The organism is Corynebacterium glyciniphilum AJ 3170, from assembly GCF_000626675.1.
Lineage (GTDB): Bacteria > Actinomycetota > Actinomycetes > Mycobacteriales > Mycobacteriaceae > Corynebacterium > Corynebacterium glyciniphilum.
The window spans coordinates 2,652,351-2,667,135 of record NZ_CP006842.1 but is presented as its reverse complement, the minus strand read 5'-3'; the positions used below and the strand labels follow the sequence as shown (position 1 = coordinate 2,667,135).

The 14,785-nt window shown below is 66.1% G+C and carries 16 protein-coding genes and 1 tRNA gene; 11 read left to right on the top strand and 6 right to left on the bottom strand.

All coding sequences use genetic code 11. The annotated features are described in order from the left end of the window. Nucleotides 1-17: 17 nt before the first annotated feature. The 3 genes from CGLY_RS12475 to CGLY_RS12465 all read right to left on the bottom strand — a co-directional run bounded on the left by CGLY_RS12475 (nucleotide 18) and on the right by CGLY_RS12465 (nucleotide 5,142). Nucleotides 18-1,589: an AMP-binding protein gene (locus tag CGLY_RS12475; RefSeq protein WP_038549874.1), complete on the bottom strand. Its 1,572-nt coding sequence runs from the start codon at nucleotides 1,587-1,589 to the stop codon at nucleotides 18-20. A gap of 200 nt (nucleotides 1,590-1,789) precedes the next feature. Next, nucleotides 1,790-3,874 carry an ATP-dependent DNA helicase gene (locus CGLY_RS12470; protein WP_038549871.1) on the bottom strand — a complete coding sequence of 695 codons (2,085 nt, stop codon included), beginning with the start codon at nucleotides 3,872-3,874 and terminating at the stop codon, nucleotides 1,790-1,792. Further along, the gene (locus CGLY_RS12465; RefSeq protein WP_052540933.1) at nucleotides 3,871-5,142 is read right to left on the bottom strand and encodes a nicotinate phosphoribosyltransferase; all 1,272 of its coding nucleotides are present in this window, start codon (nucleotides 5,140-5,142) and stop codon (nucleotides 3,871-3,873) included. Before CGLY_RS12465 ends, CGLY_RS12470 begins: the two co-directional genes overlap by 4 nt. A 95-nt stretch (nucleotides 5,143-5,237) precedes the next feature. Between CGLY_RS12465 and clpS the strand changes: the two genes are divergently transcribed. From clpS to CGLY_RS12420, 9 genes are all read left to right on the top strand, one after another. Next, complete coding sequence (gene clpS, locus CGLY_RS12460; protein ID WP_038549864.1) at nucleotides 5,238-5,552, top strand: ATP-dependent Clp protease adapter ClpS; 315 nt, start codon at nucleotides 5,238-5,240, stop codon at nucleotides 5,550-5,552. Nucleotides 5,553-5,562: 10 nt separating this feature from the next. Beyond that, entirely contained in the window at nucleotides 5,563-6,168 is a 606-nt protein-coding gene (locus CGLY_RS12455) for a DUF2017 domain-containing protein (protein WP_038549861.1), read from the top strand. Beyond that, on the top strand, nucleotides 6,161-7,225 hold the full coding sequence (locus tag CGLY_RS12450) for a P1 family peptidase (RefSeq protein WP_227590270.1): 1,065 nt from the start codon (nucleotides 6,161-6,163) through the stop codon (nucleotides 7,223-7,225). The genes CGLY_RS12455 and CGLY_RS12450 overlap by 8 nt, the downstream gene beginning before the upstream one ends. 8 nt (nucleotides 7,226-7,233) lie before the next feature. Continuing rightward, on the top strand, nucleotides 7,234-7,881 hold the full coding sequence (locus CGLY_RS12445; protein ID WP_052540161.1) for a rhomboid family intramembrane serine protease: 648 nt from the start codon (nucleotides 7,234-7,236) through the stop codon (nucleotides 7,879-7,881). A 65-nt stretch (nucleotides 7,882-7,946) separates the two neighbouring features. Further along, on the top strand, nucleotides 7,947-8,789 hold the full coding sequence (murI, locus tag CGLY_RS12440; protein WP_038549854.1) for a glutamate racemase: 843 nt from the start codon (nucleotides 7,947-7,949) through the stop codon (nucleotides 8,787-8,789). 88 nt (nucleotides 8,790-8,877) lie between these two features. Continuing rightward, a complete protein-coding gene (locus CGLY_RS12435; RefSeq protein WP_038549851.1) occupies nucleotides 8,878-9,705 on the top strand; it encodes an MBL fold metallo-hydrolase in 828 nt (275 codons plus the stop codon). Between the two features lie 11 nt (nucleotides 9,706-9,716). Then, nucleotides 9,717-10,496: a ribonuclease PH gene (gene rph, locus CGLY_RS12430; protein WP_038549848.1), complete on the top strand. Its 780-nt coding sequence runs from the start codon at nucleotides 9,717-9,719 to the stop codon at nucleotides 10,494-10,496. Between the two features lie 2 nt (nucleotides 10,497-10,498). Further along, the gene (locus CGLY_RS12425; protein WP_038552940.1) at nucleotides 10,499-11,143 is read left to right on the top strand and encodes a non-canonical purine NTP pyrophosphatase; all 645 of its coding nucleotides are present in this window, start codon (nucleotides 10,499-10,501) and stop codon (nucleotides 11,141-11,143) included. A 119-nt stretch (nucleotides 11,144-11,262) separates the two neighbouring features. Beyond that, complete coding sequence (locus tag CGLY_RS12420; RefSeq protein ID WP_038549845.1) at nucleotides 11,263-12,633, top strand: amidohydrolase; 1,371 nt, start codon at nucleotides 11,263-11,265, stop codon at nucleotides 12,631-12,633. 20 nt (nucleotides 12,634-12,653) lie between these two features. On the opposite strand, the gene CGLY_RS12415 is transcribed toward CGLY_RS12420, so the two are convergent. Next, the gene (locus CGLY_RS12415) at nucleotides 12,654-13,028 is read right to left on the bottom strand and encodes a DUF3817 domain-containing protein (protein ID WP_038549843.1); all 375 of its coding nucleotides are present in this window, start codon (nucleotides 13,026-13,028) and stop codon (nucleotides 12,654-12,656) included. 8 nt (nucleotides 13,029-13,036) lie between these two features. Beyond that, on the bottom strand, nucleotides 13,037-13,432 hold the full coding sequence (locus tag CGLY_RS12410) for a hypothetical protein (RefSeq protein WP_038552937.1): 396 nt from the start codon (nucleotides 13,430-13,432) through the stop codon (nucleotides 13,037-13,039). A 168-nt stretch (nucleotides 13,433-13,600) separates the two neighbouring features. Between CGLY_RS12410 and CGLY_RS12405 the strand changes: the two genes are divergently transcribed. Both CGLY_RS12405 and CGLY_RS17600 read left to right on the top strand, forming a co-directional pair. Then, a tRNA-Leu gene (locus tag CGLY_RS12405) sits at nucleotides 13,601-13,688 on the top strand. Nucleotides 13,689-13,992: 304 nt separating this feature from the next. After that, nucleotides 13,993-14,133, top strand: coding sequence for a hypothetical protein (locus CGLY_RS17600; RefSeq protein WP_158407397.1), 141 nt, complete (start codon nucleotides 13,993-13,995; stop codon nucleotides 14,131-14,133). A gap of 18 nt (nucleotides 14,134-14,151) precedes the next feature. Here the strand turns inward: CGLY_RS17600 and CGLY_RS12400 are convergent, their stop codons facing one another. Beyond that, nucleotides 14,152-14,694, bottom strand: a complete 543-nt coding sequence (locus CGLY_RS12400; RefSeq protein WP_038549841.1) for a hypothetical protein — start codon at nucleotides 14,692-14,694, stop codon at nucleotides 14,152-14,154. Nucleotides 14,695-14,785 lie beyond the last annotated feature (91 nt).

Genomic DNA, 14,785 nt, shown 5'->3' with positions numbered 1-14,785 from the left:
CCCGCGGTGCACCCGGCTCAGAGGAGCGAGCGACGCAGTACCTTGCCGGTCGCGGACTTCGGGATCTCCTCGATGAACTCGAGAGCCCGGACCTTCTTGTAGGGCTCCACGTGCTCGGCGACGAAGGCGATCAGTGTGTCGCTGAGGGCGTCTCCAGCGGCGTCCTTGTCGCGGGCGACGACGAAAGCCTTCGGGATCTCCTCTCCGTCGTCATTGGCGACCCCGACCACCGCCGCATCGGCGACGGCGTCGTGTGTGAGCAGCAGGGCCTCAAGCTCGGCGGGCGGGACCTGGTAACCCTTGTACTTGATCAGCTCCTTGAGACGGTCGACGATAAACACTTCGCCGACGGACCCCTGACGGGCGAGGTCGCCGGTACGCAGCCAGCCGTCACCGGGCAGAGCCTCGGCGGTGGCCTCCGGGTTATTGAGGTACCCGTCCATGACCTGGGGGCCACGGACCCACAGTTCACCGGCGTCACTCAGTGCTCCAGCATCGCTCGGGACGGGGATCTCGCTGCCTGAGTCGGGGTCGATCAGTTTGTGCTCGGTGTTGGCCACCGGTCGACCGACGGACCCGAGGGAGAGATTCCTGTCGAGGTTCACATGGGTCACGGGGCTGGTCTCCGTGAGACCGTAGCCCTGGTAGACGTTGATGCCGAGACGCTTCTCGACGGCGGTGGCGAGTTCCTCGTCCAGGCTGGCGGCACCAGACAAGACCCCTCGGAGTGCGGAGAGATCGTAGTTGTCGACCTCCGGGTGTTTGGCCAGAGCCAGCGCGACCGGAGGCGCGATGAACGTGAAGGTCACCCCGTGCTTCTGATGATTGCGCAGGAAGGTGTTCAGCTCGAAGCGGGGGACGGTGAGCAGCCGCGCCCGCAGCCGCACCACCAGATTGGCCAGGGTGGAGAGTCCGTAGATATGGAAGAAAGGCAGCACACCGAAGACCACGTCGTCGCGGGTCACCGGGCCGGAGCTCTCGACCTGGGCCATATTGGCCACCAGGTTGCGGTGGGTCAGACGAACTCCCTTGGGCAGACCGGTGGTGCCGGAGGAATAGGGCAGTGCTGCGAGCTGCGTCGACGGGTCGAAGGAGACGGTCGGGGGAGTATTGCGCTCCGCGAGCATCTGGTTCAGTCCTCGGGAGGTGTCGAGGCGGATCAGCCGGTCAGTGGGCAATCCCGCGAGTTCCGCTGCCTCCTCGCCGCCGTCCCCCAGACCGGCCAGCGTCAGCAGCATCACGGCGTGCGAGTCGCGCAGTTGCTCGGCGACTGTGGAGGGCGACGCCAAAAGCGGTACCGGGGTCAGCACAGCGCCGAGACGCCACACCGCGTGCGCGGCGACGATGAACTCCACGGAGTTCGGGCAGTGCAGGGCCACGACATCGTTCTTTGCGACACCGTGGCGGGAGAGCCAGCCGGCGACGGAGTCGACGTGGCTGCGCAGCGTGGCGTACGACGTCTCCGTGCCCCCGGCGAGGTCGACGATGGCGATGCGGTCCTCGTCCTCGGGGGACAGGTCGCCGTAGAGGTACTCGTGGAGTCCGACATCGGGGATGATGACATCGGGACGGTCACTCGTGACGGGCATGTGTGTCCTCCTGCGCAAAAAAGTTCGGGGTCGTCGTGTCCCGGTAGATGTGTTCGCAGCCAATCCTACCCGCCACGGTCCGTGACCCTGCCCACAATCCCCCGGGCGGCCACACCCGCCCTGTGGCGCGACCAGGAGAAGGGAAGGGGGAGTCAGGGGAGAGCGAGGGGAGAACGAGGAGGGGTGAAGGAGGGATAAGGTCAGTCGGCGCGCAGACGACGCAACGCGCCCCGGACAGTTTCGCCGTCGACCGTCTGCCAGAACTCCGGCATCGAGGCACGGAGGAAGGCACCGTACCGCTTTGTCACCAGGCGTTGGTCGAGGACGGCGACGACCCCGCGGTCGTCCGCGGCGCGCAGCAGTCGTCCCGCCCCCTGTGCCATCAGCAGGGCCGAGTGCGTCGCAGCAATCTCCATGAATCCGCTTCGTCCGGCGGAGTCCACGGCCTCCTTGCGCGCCTGCGACAAGGGGTCGTCGGGCCGTGGGAACGGGATCCGGTCAATGACGACCAGAGACAGTGAAGGTCCCGGGACGTCCACCCCCTGCCACAGACTCAACGTGCCGAACAGGCAGGTTTCCGGCTCTTTCCGGAAGCGGTCGATCAGTGCGCCGAGGGAGTCGTCACCCTGACAGAGAATCTCGTAGGGGACCAGGGTGCGTAGTTCCGTGGCCGCGTTCTCCGCAGCCCGGCGGGACGAGAACAGACCCAGGGTTCTGCCACCGGCTGCGGAGACGAGCTGGGCGAGTTCGTCAATGGATTCCGGTGACGTCCCCTCCCGGCCGGGCGGTGGGAGGTGGCGGGCCGTGTAAAGGATGCCGTGGGTGGTGGGCTCAAACGGTGTGCCTACATCGAGGGTGGTGCACGCCGACGCAGCGAGCCCCCACGTAGCCAGCATCGAGGTGAACCGTCCCCCGAGGGCCAGGGTCGCCGAGGTCAGTACCACGGTCTGGTCGGCGAACAGGCGGCCACGAAGTAGGTCGGACACACTCAGCGGAGCGACGTAGACGCTGCGACGGTTCCGGTCGCCGGAAAGCCAGACGACGTCCTCGCCGAGGAGTGAGTCTGACGGCTCTGTAGATTCAGATGCCCCGGATGCCCCGGATAGTCCAGATTCCCCGGCGGCCTCTGCGGGCGAGGCCTCGAGAATACGCACCACGGTGTCGTGCATTTCCTCGCAGGCGGAGAGACAGGAGAAGATCTCGGCGGTCTTCTCCGGGTCATTGTCGGCACCACTTCCGGAGCCGGCCGGCGCACTGCCGGTACCACCGCTGCCGTGCAGCCTGCTCCGCGTCTTCCACAGGGCGTCGCGCAGCGAGTGCAGCGGCTCCACGAGCGTCGCAGGAACGCTGGTCCACCGGCCGTCGGGGGCGGTGTGTGCGGTGACCGCCGCCTCTATCTCGGCGGTCCAGGTGTCACCCGCGCTGAGCAGTTCGGAGGCGCAGTCGTCGGGACCGACCTTCTCACACCGACGCGCGAGAATGGCGACTGCGGCACCGGAGAGCTCCTCGGTGGCGACCGAGGTGATGCGCCCTTCCAGCTCATGGGCTTCGTCGATGATCACCGTGTCGTGGTTGGGCAGCACGGACTGTTCCGACAGGGCGTCGATAGCCAGTAGAGCGTGGTTGGTCACCACCACGTCGGACTGGGCGGCCTTCTCTTTGGCTGCTTCGGCGAAGCACTGGTCGCCGAAGGGGCAGCGGGTGGCGCCCACACATTCCCGACTGGTTACGCTGACCTGGCGCCAGGCGCGGTCGGAGACCCCGCGGGGCAAGGTGTCTCGGTCGCCGTCCTCGGTCTCCTGCGCCCACTCGTGCAGCCGGGCGACCTGTGCACCGGTGGCGGTGACGTCTGCCTCATCCAGGAGAGACTCGGCACCGTCCTCGGTTCCGGCGTTGCCCAGGCCCCCCGTACCACCGATACGGTTCAGGCACAGGTAGTTGTTGCGGCCCTTGAGGATCGCAAAGGTCGGACGACGTCCGAGGTCTTCTTTCAAAGCTTCCGTGACTCGCGGAAGATCCCGGTCGACGAGCTGGCGTTGCAGTGCGATGGTGGCGGTGGACACCACCACCCGTTCACCGGCACCCACTGCGTGCTGGAGGGAGGGGACGAGGTAAGCCAGGGACTTACCCGTTCCGGTGCCCGCCTGCACCGCCAGATGCCGCTTGGTGGAGATCGCCGTCGACACTGCGGCTGCCATGCGCCGTTGCCCGTCCCGGCGGGAGCCGCCGAGTGCCGCCACGGCGTTGTCGAGCAGCTGCCGGGTGTGCTCCTGCTGATCGTTCACAGGCCGGCGAAACGAACGCTGAGGGCGGGCTCGTCGCGGGAGAGGGCCAGGCCCTCCCACGGCAGAGACACCAACTGACGCGCGAGATGGTCGCGGGACTCGTCGAGGCTCGGCAGGTCGTCGACTACCTCACCGTTCCTGACCAACGGCATCGTGAGCTCCACGGGGTGCAGGATGCCCAACTCGGGCATGCCGGAGTCGAAGGGGTAGACGACTTCCTCGACGGCGGTGCCGGTGTCCCGGCAGGCCCGTAGCGCGCGTTTGGCACCACCGTGGCTGGCCTTGTGGCTGCTGCGCTTGGCCACCGGGTGGCCGTCCACCGAGGTGAGCTTGTACACCAGGCCCGCGGTGGGCGCACCCGAGCCGGTCACCACGGACGTGCCGGCACCGTAGATGTCCACCGGTTCGCTACGCAGGGCGGCAATCGCGAACTCGTTGAGGTCCGAGGAGACCACGATGCGCGTGTCATAGGCGCCGAGGTCATCGAGTTGGTTACGGACCTGGCGGGCAAGGACGCCCAGGTCACCGGAGTCGATGCGTACCGCACCCAGTGCGGTCCCGGCGACCTCCACCGCGTGACGCACCCCTTGGGTGATGTCGTAGGTGTCGACCAGCAGCGTGGTGCCGGGACCCTGGGCGTCGATCTGGGACCGGAAAGCGGCCTTCTCATCCGGCCTGCCGTCTGTATCGACGTGCAGCAACGTCCAGGCGTGGGCGCTGGTTCCTCCGGCGGGCAGCCCGTAGCGCGAGGCTGCCTCGAGATTCGACGTGGAATGGAATCCGGCGAGGTAGGCGGCGCGGGCCGCGGACACCGCCGACTGCTCGTGGGTGCGCCGCGACCCCATCTCGATGATGGGGCGCCCTTCTGCGGCGGTCACCATCCGAGCCGCGGCTGACGCGACCGCAGAATCATGGTTGAGGATCGACAGGATCACCGTCTCCAGGATCACCGTCTCAGCGAAAGTACCGCGTACGGTCAGGATCGGGGAGTTCGGGAAGTAGAGCTCGCCCTCCCGGTAGCCGTCGATATGCCCGGAGAAGCGGAAGTTCCGCAGATACTCCCGCGTCCTGTCGTCCAGGAAATCCAGACCTGCGAGCTGGTCGTCGGTGAAGCGGAAGTCGCGCACAGCCTCCAGCACACGAGCCGTGCCGGCGACGACACCGTAGCGGCGCTCATTGGGCAGTCGGCGTGTGAAGACCTCGAAACTGCACTGCCGGTCGGCGGAGCCGTCCCGCAGCGAGGCCTGCAGCATCGTCAGTTCATACATGTCTGTCAGCAGGGCGGTCGACGGGTTAGGGGTCGCGGCGTGCTCGTTGGTGTGCTGGGTCACGGTCGTCCATTCTAGTCGGTAGTCTGGACACCATGACTTCGCCTGCCGCTCCCGCCGCACCGGCGGTCACTCCTGTGGAAGAGCAGCTTCCCGACTCCCTCACGGAGGCCAACCTTCCCTGGCAGTGCATCTGCTGGGATGACCCGGTGAACCTGATGAGTTACGTGACCTATGTTTTCCAGACCGTCCTGGGCTACTCCAGGAAACGCGCGACCGAACTGATGATGAAGGTCCACAACGAGGGCAAGGCCATTGTCAGTTCCGGCGAGCGCGACAAAGTCGAGGGGGACGTCAAGAAGCTGCAGACGGCGGGCCTGTGGGCCACCATGCAGCGGGCGGAAGGATGACGGATAAACCATGAAACCGTGGGTGAAGAAGAAGGGCCTGATGCGCGGCGTCAGGTACATCACCGAGCTGGAACCGATGGAACGCGAGATGCTCGGCAACAGCGCCGCCACCGTCGGGGAACTCCTCATCGGGCGCGCTCGATCCGCGCCGAAGGACGATCTCGCCGAGATGACCGGCCTGCCGTCCGGACACACCGACGCCCCGGCTGATCCGGTACTGGCCGCGATGCTGCCGTCGTTCTTCCGGGACGGGGACGAAGAGGTCGACGGGGAAGCTGGTGTCTCCCGCCAGTTCAATGAGACCGACATCATCAAAGGGAAGCTGATGAATCTGCGTCTGGTCAGCGAGATGCTCGGACCGGACGGGTCAGTGCATGTCAGTCTCACGGCTGAGCAGACCAACTCCTGGCTCGGTGCCCTCACCGACATCCGCGCCTACCACCACGGTCGGCTCGAACAGGAACGCAGTGATCAGGCGGACGGACCAGACAGCACGAACGGTTCCGGCCGCGCCGGGGAGATCGCGGCGACGGAGAATTACCTCGAATGGCTCGGGTACCACCAGGACAGCCTGCTCACCGCCATGGTCGGGCCGACGGATGTTCCCGATGAATGAGCCGACGACGGACACGCTCCTTGATGTGCCGGGACTGTTTCTGGGGCACGCCGAGGTCGACAGTTCCGGCGTCAGCGTCGTCGTGTGCCCGGACGGCGCTGTGGCAGCGGTGGATGTCCGTGGGGGAGGACCGGGAACCAGAGAGACCGACCTGCTTGCACCGTCGAACACAGTCGAGTCCGTGCACGCTGTCGCTCTGTGCGGCGGTTCAGCGTTCGGCCTGGACGCCGCGGGCGGAGTGATGGCGGAGCTGGAGGATCGCGGTATCGGACTGCAGGTTCTGGGGGAGGCTGCCCCGTCCCTGATCGTGCCGATCGTCCCGGCGGCAGTGATCTTCGACCTGCCCGTCGGCGACCCCGCCTCCCGGCCGACCGCGGAGACGGGCCGTCGGGCGGTCGCAGACGCTTTCGGTGACAGTGCCGTGGACGGGACGGGTTCCGCCGGGATGCGGGCCGGAAACGTCGGCGCCGGGCTCGCCGCGACAGCCGGAGCCGTGAAAGGAGGGTTCGGGCAGGCCAGCGAAACCGTCCGGCTTCCCGGTGGGGACAGCGCTACCGTCGCGGCCGGGGTGGTCGCCAACGCTGCCGGCTCTGTCGTTGATCCGGTGACAGGACGACTCTGGGGGACAACCGCAGAAAGCGGTCGTAACGGTTCTGGCGACGTTCCTGAGCCGACGGCCGAGGGCCTGCGCGCGATCCTTGCCCGCGGCATCGGCGGAACCAAGATGACCGCGTCAGGACCGTCACCGTTGAACACGACCATCGGTGTCGTCGCCACTGACGCTGCCGTGAACAAACCCCAGGCCGAGCGACTTGCCATGGCCGCCCACGACGGCCTGGCCCGGGCCGTCCGCCCGTCACACCTGCCGATGGATGGTGACACGTTCTTTGCCCTGGCACCGCGCGGGGCCCGCACCGGCGTCGGTACCACCGACCTGGCGATGCTCTGTGCCGCAGCGGCATCCTGCACCGAACGGGCCCTCGTGCGCGCCGTCCTCGCCGCCGAGACCGCCTTCGACGTCCCCTCGTGGCGTGACATCATGACCGGAACCACCTGAGGAGAACCATGACCGGGACATCACCTGCAACCTCTGCGACATCTGGCAAAACCCGTTTCCGCGACCGTGGCCGGTTCGGGCAGGCGCTGGTCACCACGCTGGTGTTCCTCGCCGTGCTGTGGGCTGTCCAGATCATCAACTGGGCCTCCGGCAACCGCCTCGTCTCGTTCGGCATTCACCCGCTGGACTTCTCCCGTTTCTGGGGGATCGTCCCGGCACCGTTCATCCACGTCAACTTCTCCCACCTGATCGCCAATACGCCGGCCGTGGCAGTCCTGCTGTTCCTCGTCGCCCTGTCGGGGCAGAAGGCGGTGTGGGCGTCTACGATCGTGACGACCATCGTTGCCGGCGTCGGTGTGTTCTTCTTCGGCGGTGAGAACACCGTGCATGTGGGGGCATCCATCCTGATCTACGGGTGGGCGGTGTTCCTCGCCGTACGCGGCTTCTTCACCCGCAGCATCCCCGAGATCCTGCTCGGCATCGTGGTCCTCGTGGTCTACGCGGGCCTGTTCTGGGGAATCCTGCCTAATCAGCCCGGAGTGAGCTGGCAGGGGCACCTCTTCGGCGGAGTCGGTGGGGCGATGACCGCCTGGGGTGCAGGACGTCCGGCGGTGAAGCACCGTCGGCAGGCTAAGGCCGTGGACGCGAAGGTGTGATCTGCGGGGTAGGTTGTCGTATCCAGTCCCACCGGGCAGGGGCGGCCGCACTAGACTCGGACGTCATGAACGACCTCTCTCCGGTGACCGCCGCACCAGCCGCCACAGCGCCCGTCGGGATCTTCGACTCCGGGGTCGGCGGGTTGACCGTGGCACGCTCCATCATCGACCAGCTGCCCGGCGAATCGGTGATCTACATCGGGGACACAGCCAACTCACCCTACGGTGACAAACCCCTGGCCACCGTGCGGCAACTCGCCACCGCGATCGCCGACCAGCTCGTGGAACGCGGATGCAAGATGATCGTGGTCGCCTGCAACTCCGCCTCCGCAGCATTCCTGCGGGACGCCCGTGAGCGCTACCCCATCCCTGTCGTCGAAGTGATCCTGCCGGCGGTGCGCCGGGCGGTGTCGGTGACCCGGAACAACCGCATCGGTGTCATCGGGACGCAGGCTACGGTCACCTCCGGGGCCTACCAGGACCTGTTCGCCGCGAGCCCGAACGTGGAGGTCGTTGCGCAGGCGTGCCCGCAGTTCGTGCCCTTCATTGAACGAGGCATCACCTCCGGACGCCAGCTGCTGGGGCTGGCGGAAACCTATCTGGAACCGTTGAAGGACGCCGGGGTGGACACCGTGGTTCTCGGATGCACCCATTATCCACTGCTCACCGGCGTGATTCAGCTGGTGATGGGGGAGGACGTCACGCTGGTGTCCTCGGCGGAGGAGACCGCCAAGATGGTGTACCGCAGCCTGTCGGAGAATGATCTCCTCGCCGAACCCGTACCGGGGACGGCTCCCGAGCTGACCTTCGAGTCCACCGGGGACCCCGCCCGCTTCGCCAGTCTGGCCTCCCGGTTTCTGGGGCCGTCGGTGGCCGGTGTCAGCAAGATTCCGGAGATGCTGCGTTAGGGGAACTGCGCCGGCAAAACTGGGAGAATCACTGAGAATCACTGCCTGACTCCCAGTTTCCGGCATGGGTCATGTAACAATATCTGTCATGGACATGACCATTCTGGGATGCTCCGGGAGCCTCTCTGCTCCTGACAACCCCGCCTCCGGCTATCTTCTGCGGATGGCCGACGGGCGGGAGATCCTCATGGATGTGGGTCCGGGAGTGCTCGCGCAGCTCGAGTCCCTGGGGTCCCCGGGTAGCGTCGACGTCATCTTCTCCCACCTGCACCCCGACCATTGCTCGGATTTCCCGTCCCTCGTGGTCTGGCAGCGTTTCCACCCCACACAGGCAGCAGCGACCCGCCACACCCTGCTCGGTCCGTCGATCTCCGCCCTGCATCTCGGGCGGGCCTCCGCCGACCACCCGTCCCAGGTCGACGACTTCTCCGACATCCTGGACGTGCACTCCTGGCATGCTCCTGTTCTGCAGGATGCGCCGGTGGCGTTCGACGACATCTCACAGGGAACGGTGTACCCGGCCCACCACATTGGTGCGACGGTCCTGTACGCGGCGCCGGCGGTGCACCCGACCGAGTCCTACATGATCCGGGTGGAGGAGCAGGACGGCTCCTCCCTGGTCTACAGCGGCGACACCGCCGCCACCGGCCACCTTGCAGCACTGGCCGCCGGGGCCGACGTCCTGCTGTGTGAGGCGACCTGGGGCGAACGTGACGACGGCAATAATCCGCCGCAGATGCACCTGTCCGGCGAAGAGGCAGGCCAGGCTGCGGCAGAGGCGGGCGTGGGTCGACTGATCATCACCCACATCCCACCGTGGGGTGACCCGGAGGGGGCACTGCGTGGAGCGCGTCGGTACTACGACGGGCCGGTCGAGCTGGCACGCCGCGGGATGACGGTCAGCATCGGCAGCTAGACTGGCGAAGCATGAGTGCTTCTGAACCATCCGTACCATCCGTGAATTTCACCCGTGCCGATGGCCGCGCCGTCGACCAGCTGAGGAACGTCCGTATCACCCGGGGCTTCACCACCAATCCTGCAGGCAGCGTGCTTGTCGAGTTCGGCGACACCCGCGTGATGTGTACCGCCAGTGTCTCCGAGGGAGTGCCGCGGTTCAAGCGGGACTCCGGTGAAGGCTGGTTGACCGCTGAATACGCCATGCTGCCGTCGGCCACCGCCGACCGTATGCAGCGCGAATCGGTCAAAGGCAAGGTCAAGGGCCGCACCCAGGAGATTTCCCGACTGGTAGGTCGCTCGCTGCGCGCGGCGGTGGATCTGCGCGCTCTCGGTGAGAACACCGTGAACATCGACTGTGATGTGCTGCAGGCCGACGGTGGTACCCGTACCGCCTCGATCACCGGCGCCTATGTGGCACTGGCCGATGCCCTGGCCGTGCTGCAGCAGCGCGGCGTCGTTCCCGGTGAGCCACTGCTTGACCCCGTCGCCGCCGTATCCGTCGGCATCATCGACGGTGTGGGGTGTCTGGACCTGCCCTACGAGGAGGACAGTCGTGCCGATGTGGACATGAATGTCGTGATGACCGAAGAAGGCCACTTCGTGGAGATCCAGGGCACCGGTGAGAACGCCGAGTTCAGTCGGGACGAATTGTCCGTGATGCTGGACCTGGCAGAAGGCGGACTGCGGGATCTGACCGCCCTGCAGCGCAAGGCGCTCGAGGCTGATCTGGGGCAGGCGGTGACACTGTGAGCATCAAAGTGCTGGTAGCGTCACGCAACGCCAAGAAACTCGCTGAACTGCATCGCGTGCTCGACGCCGCGGGTGTCGACGGTATCGAGCTGTTGAGCCTGCGCGACGTCGAAGATTATCCCGAGACCCCGGAGACCGGTGCCACGTTTGAGGAGAACGCACTGATCAAGGCTAGAGACGGTGTCCGGTTCGCAGGTCTGCCCACCGTCGCCGACGATTCCGGACTGTGCGTTGACGCCCTCAACGGCATGCCGGGCGTACTCTCAGCGCGGTGGTCCGGTGGCCACGACACCGGCGACGGTGCAGCGGACGAGGCCAACAACCGTCTGCTGCTCGGCCAGACCGCCGACGTTCCCGACGAACGCCGGGGTGCCGGATTCGTCTCCGCCTGCGCCCTGGTGGTCCCTGCTGAGATGGCGGGACGACTCGACGGTGAGGAGGAAGTCACGGTACGCGGTGTGTGGCGGGGGATGTTGTTGCGCGAGCCGCGGGGCGAGAACGGATTCGGATACGACCCGTTGTTCTCCCCGGACGAGGAGCCGCAGAAGTCCTCCGCCGAGTTGAGCCCGGAACGCAAGGACGAGCTGTCCCACCGTGGCCGCGCCCTGGCTGAACTCGTGCCGTACCTGACGGCGCTGCGTGGCTGATACAGCCTGACACCGGCTGATACAGACTGGTACCGCAGACTTCGCGGTAGGGTGGTGGGCACAACAGCATGCCGAGAGCATCCCGAGACCCGCCACTTCCCGGAAGGAACCGTGAGACCGTGCCCGTGACCGTCGAACCCGCTGAGATCGTCGCAGAGACAGCGCTTGACCGGGAGTGGCTCACCAGCCTGTACAAGGAGTTCCACCGACGCCCTGAGCTTTCCGGGGCCGAAGAGTGGACCGCCGGGCGGATCGCCGACGAACTGGACAGGTTCAGCGACTGGGAGGTGACCACCGGCATCGGTGGTCACGGCATCACCGCCGTCCTGCGTAACGGCGAGGGGCCCACCGTGCTCTTCCGCTCCGATTTCGACGGACTACCGGTCGCGGAGAACACCGGCGTCGACTACGCCTCGACCCATGCCCAACTGGATGCCCAAGGCCAGCGCGTGCCCACCATGCACGCCTGTGGGCACGATGCGCACACCTCCAGCGCCCTCGGTGCCCTGTCGATCATCGACGCTTCCCGTGAGAAGTGGCAGGGAACCGTGATCTTCCTGTTCCAGCCTGCCGAAGAGGCCTCTATCGGCGCCCATGGCATGGTTACTGACGGGCTGCGCTCCATCGTCCCGCGTCCCGACGTCTGTCTTGGTCAGCATGTGGTTCCCGGTCCGTCGGGTCAGGTGTACACCGCCCCGGGGCCGGTTCTGACTAGCTCTACGACCATCGAGATCACCCTGTTCGGCCGGGGTGCGCATGCCTCCATGCCGCACCGGGCGGTGGACCCGGTGGTGCTTGCCGCGTCGGTGGTGATGAAGTTGCAGACCGTGGTGTCGCGTGAGCTGCCGCCAGGGAAGTTCGCCGTGATCACGGTCGCCTCCGTGGAGGCGGGGAAGGCGAACAACGTCATCCCGGACTCGGCGCGTCTGGCCTTGAGCTGCCGCTTCTACGAGGAGTCGGTGCGGACCAGGGCGGTGGATGCCATTAAACGTATCGTGCGGTCTGAGGCTGCCGCAGCCGGTTGTGAGCGCGAGCCGGAGTTCCGGTTTCTCGGCCTGCTGGCGGCCACCGACAACGACAGCACCGCCTATGCGGTGGTTCGCCCCCATTTCGACCGGTTTTTCGGCGAGCAATCCCAGGAGATGGAACCCTGGACTGCGTCGGAGGACTTCTCCGTGATCCCTCGGGCGTTCAACGCACCGTACCTGTTCTGGACGGTGGGGATTACGCCGTTGAAGCAGTGGCGGCGTGCTGAGGCCGCTGACCGTCTCGACATCGACATCCCGACGAACCACAACCCCGGGTTCCTCCCGGATCTGTCGACGCTGCCGGTGACCACACAGGCTGCCGCGCTGGCAATACTGGGATGCCTGACACATCAGTGGCCGGAGGCGCCGGCCGGGTGGTCACCGGATACCGGGGCGGAGGCCACTGACATCGATGCCGCCGCGGTGCGACGGGCGAAAGTCGAGACCTCGCAGGCAGACTGATCCGAGGAGGTTGGTGTCGGTTATTGTTCGAGGCCGAACGCCTCGACGACCTCGTTGCGGCGGCGGCGCTCCAACACGAAGGACAGCACCGGAATGACACCGGCGAGGATGGTGGTCACCCACTTCACCGGCGCCCAGCGTGCCTTGACCCCCAGGTCCAGACAGGTGCCGCAGTAGACCAGGAAGATCCATCCGTGGACGATGGCCACCACGGAAAACCAGCCCGGCGCCTCGATATCCATCGGAGGGAAGACCAGGTATTTGAGAATCATCTCCACACACAGGAAGAGCAGGAAAAGACCGGTGATGTAGGCCAGCACCGAGTAGCGGGTCAGGGCTCCCCTGACCCGGCGCTGACGCTCAGGGGTCACCGGGATAGTGGTCGGGGTGGTCATCGGTGTTCTCAGTCCGTCCTTGCTGTGTTGTTGTCTGCGGAGGCGCGTCCCCCGCGTGCCTGCCGTGCCTGGTGCCGTCGGTCGTCCTCAAAGTACTCTCGTGCCGCGGCACTGGTGTCACGCGTCGGGAGAATGTCGTCGGGGATCGCGCGGGGCGCGGAGTCGGAGGAGACGTCGGGGGCGGCAGGGGCGGTGTCCCCAGCTGCCCTGTCGCGCTCGTACTCCATGTACTTGCGGTAGGCAAAGATGAAGAACAGGCCGAAGATCGGCCACTGCAACGCGTACCCCAGGTTCTGGTAGGAGCCGTCCCCGCTGGACCACCGCCCCCACTGCCACCATGCGAGACAGAGGGTGGCCACGACGGCGAGTGCGAGAAAGAGCAGCTGAACTACCCGGACTCGCAGCGACTGCGGCTGCCGGGATCCGGTGGATGTCGGCGTGTTCGCGGTTCCGGGGGAGTCATCGGGCACGGGATCAGGCACAGGTTCCAGGGTACCCCTGGTGGTGCTGCTACCATAACCCGGAGCAGCCGGTGATCCGGCTGTCTCGACGGCCACGGTGTGGCCGTCTCGGCGTCCGTGGCGGAATTGGCAGACGCGCCAGGTTTAGGTCCTGGTGTCCTTGACGGATGTAGGGGTTCGAGTCCCCTCGGACGCACCACAGAATGGGGATCGTGGGGTCCGTGCTTACGTGCCGGCGGATGGGGGAGCGCTAGGGCGCAGAAGATGCTAGACTACAGCGTCCGGCTTGATCGTCGGTGTCGAGCTGCGGAACGTTGCAGCGCAGACACAGGGGGACGACAGGCCGGGATATCCACAGGGGAATGTCGTGCACGACGCCTCGGGGGCAGGGCAGGTCAGTGACTTCCATAGCCTCTGCCCGGACACGTGTGCCCTCGTGCTTGTGGACGTCCCCGACTTACCCCAAAGACCTTGTCACCGACACCCTTTCGAAAGGAGTGACCATGCCCCGCAATTTCCGCCAGCTGATCCACACTCTCACCGGACCGGCACATGAACCGGTTGAACCGAATCACCCGACCGTTGTTGTCGAATATGATGCACTGTTCCAGCTGCCGCAGGGCGTGGATCATACTGCTCCCTGAGTAGTTACCGATGCAGCATCAGAGCGTACCGATCCATTCTGCCCGGTCGGTCTGTGCGTCGAAGTTCTCCTGGAAGCTCAACCGGTACTCACCAGGGTCAGCGGGCCCGTCGAAGCAGATGGTCCCGTCTTCGCTCTGTCCGGGGCCGACTTCGTCAAGCACGTGGTCGGTTTCCTCCGAGACGGTCTGGGTTCGGGGCAGCTGTTCCGGATCGTAGAGTTTCCATGCCGCCAGGCCGCGGACCTGCAATGGCTCCGTCTCACTGGTCACGGTGAAGTTCACGTCCGCACAGACCTGCGTGGTGGACTCCCGCTCGAAGGCGCGGAGGTTGTCGACAGTGATGTCCGCCTTGTCGATGCTGATCGTTTCGCCGACCGCCGGAAGGTCGGAGTCGGCAACTGAACCGCCCGCAGTGGAACTCTCTTCGCTGGCGCCCGAGGAGGTATCGCCGGCGGCGTCGGTGGTGTTGCTGTCGTCGTTGTCACTGTCGTTGCTGCTGCAGCCGGCAAGGGCGAGAGGGGCGGTGAGTGCAAGCGCGACGATGCTGCGTCGTACGTTCATGGTTCTCTCTCCTGGTCGTCGAGCGGGACTGTCCTGGTGACGAATCTATAGGAGTCAGTACGCCTGCTGCATACGAAACACCTGGACCTGC

Bases quoted from the DNA above. Each gene is read 5' to 3' on its own strand.
- CGLY_RS12465 (WP_052540933.1), bottom strand. From the start codon at position 5,142: ATGTATGAACTGACGATGCTGCAGGCCTCGCTGCGGGACGGCTCCGCC.
- rph (WP_038549848.1), top strand. From the start codon at position 9,717: ATGAGTGCTTCTGAACCATCCGTACCATCCGTGAATTTCACCCGTGCC.
- CGLY_RS12400 (WP_038549841.1), bottom strand. From the start codon at position 14,694: ATGAACGTACGACGCAGCATCGTCGCGCTTGCACTCACCGCCCCTCTC.
- CGLY_RS12475 (WP_038549874.1), bottom strand. From the start codon at position 1,589: ATGCCCGTCACGAGTGACCGTCCCGATGTCATCATCCCCGATGTCGGA.
- murI (WP_038549854.1), top strand. From the start codon at position 7,947: ATGAACGACCTCTCTCCGGTGACCGCCGCACCAGCCGCCACAGCGCCC.
- CGLY_RS12445 (WP_052540161.1), top strand. From the start codon at position 7,234: ATGACCGGGACATCACCTGCAACCTCTGCGACATCTGGCAAAACCCGT.
- CGLY_RS12455 (WP_038549861.1), top strand. From the start codon at position 5,563: ATGAAACCGTGGGTGAAGAAGAAGGGCCTGATGCGCGGCGTCAGGTAC.
- CGLY_RS12415 (WP_038549843.1), bottom strand. From the start codon at position 13,028: ATGACCACCCCGACCACTATCCCGGTGACCCCTGAGCGTCAGCGCCGG.
- CGLY_RS12435 (WP_038549851.1), top strand. From the start codon at position 8,878: ATGGACATGACCATTCTGGGATGCTCCGGGAGCCTCTCTGCTCCTGAC.
- CGLY_RS17600 (WP_158407397.1), top strand. From the start codon at position 13,993: ATGCCCCGCAATTTCCGCCAGCTGATCCACACTCTCACCGGACCGGCA.
- clpS (WP_038549864.1), top strand. From the start codon at position 5,238: ATGACTTCGCCTGCCGCTCCCGCCGCACCGGCGGTCACTCCTGTGGAA.
- CGLY_RS12450 (WP_227590270.1), top strand. From the start codon at position 6,161: ATGAATGAGCCGACGACGGACACGCTCCTTGATGTGCCGGGACTGTTT.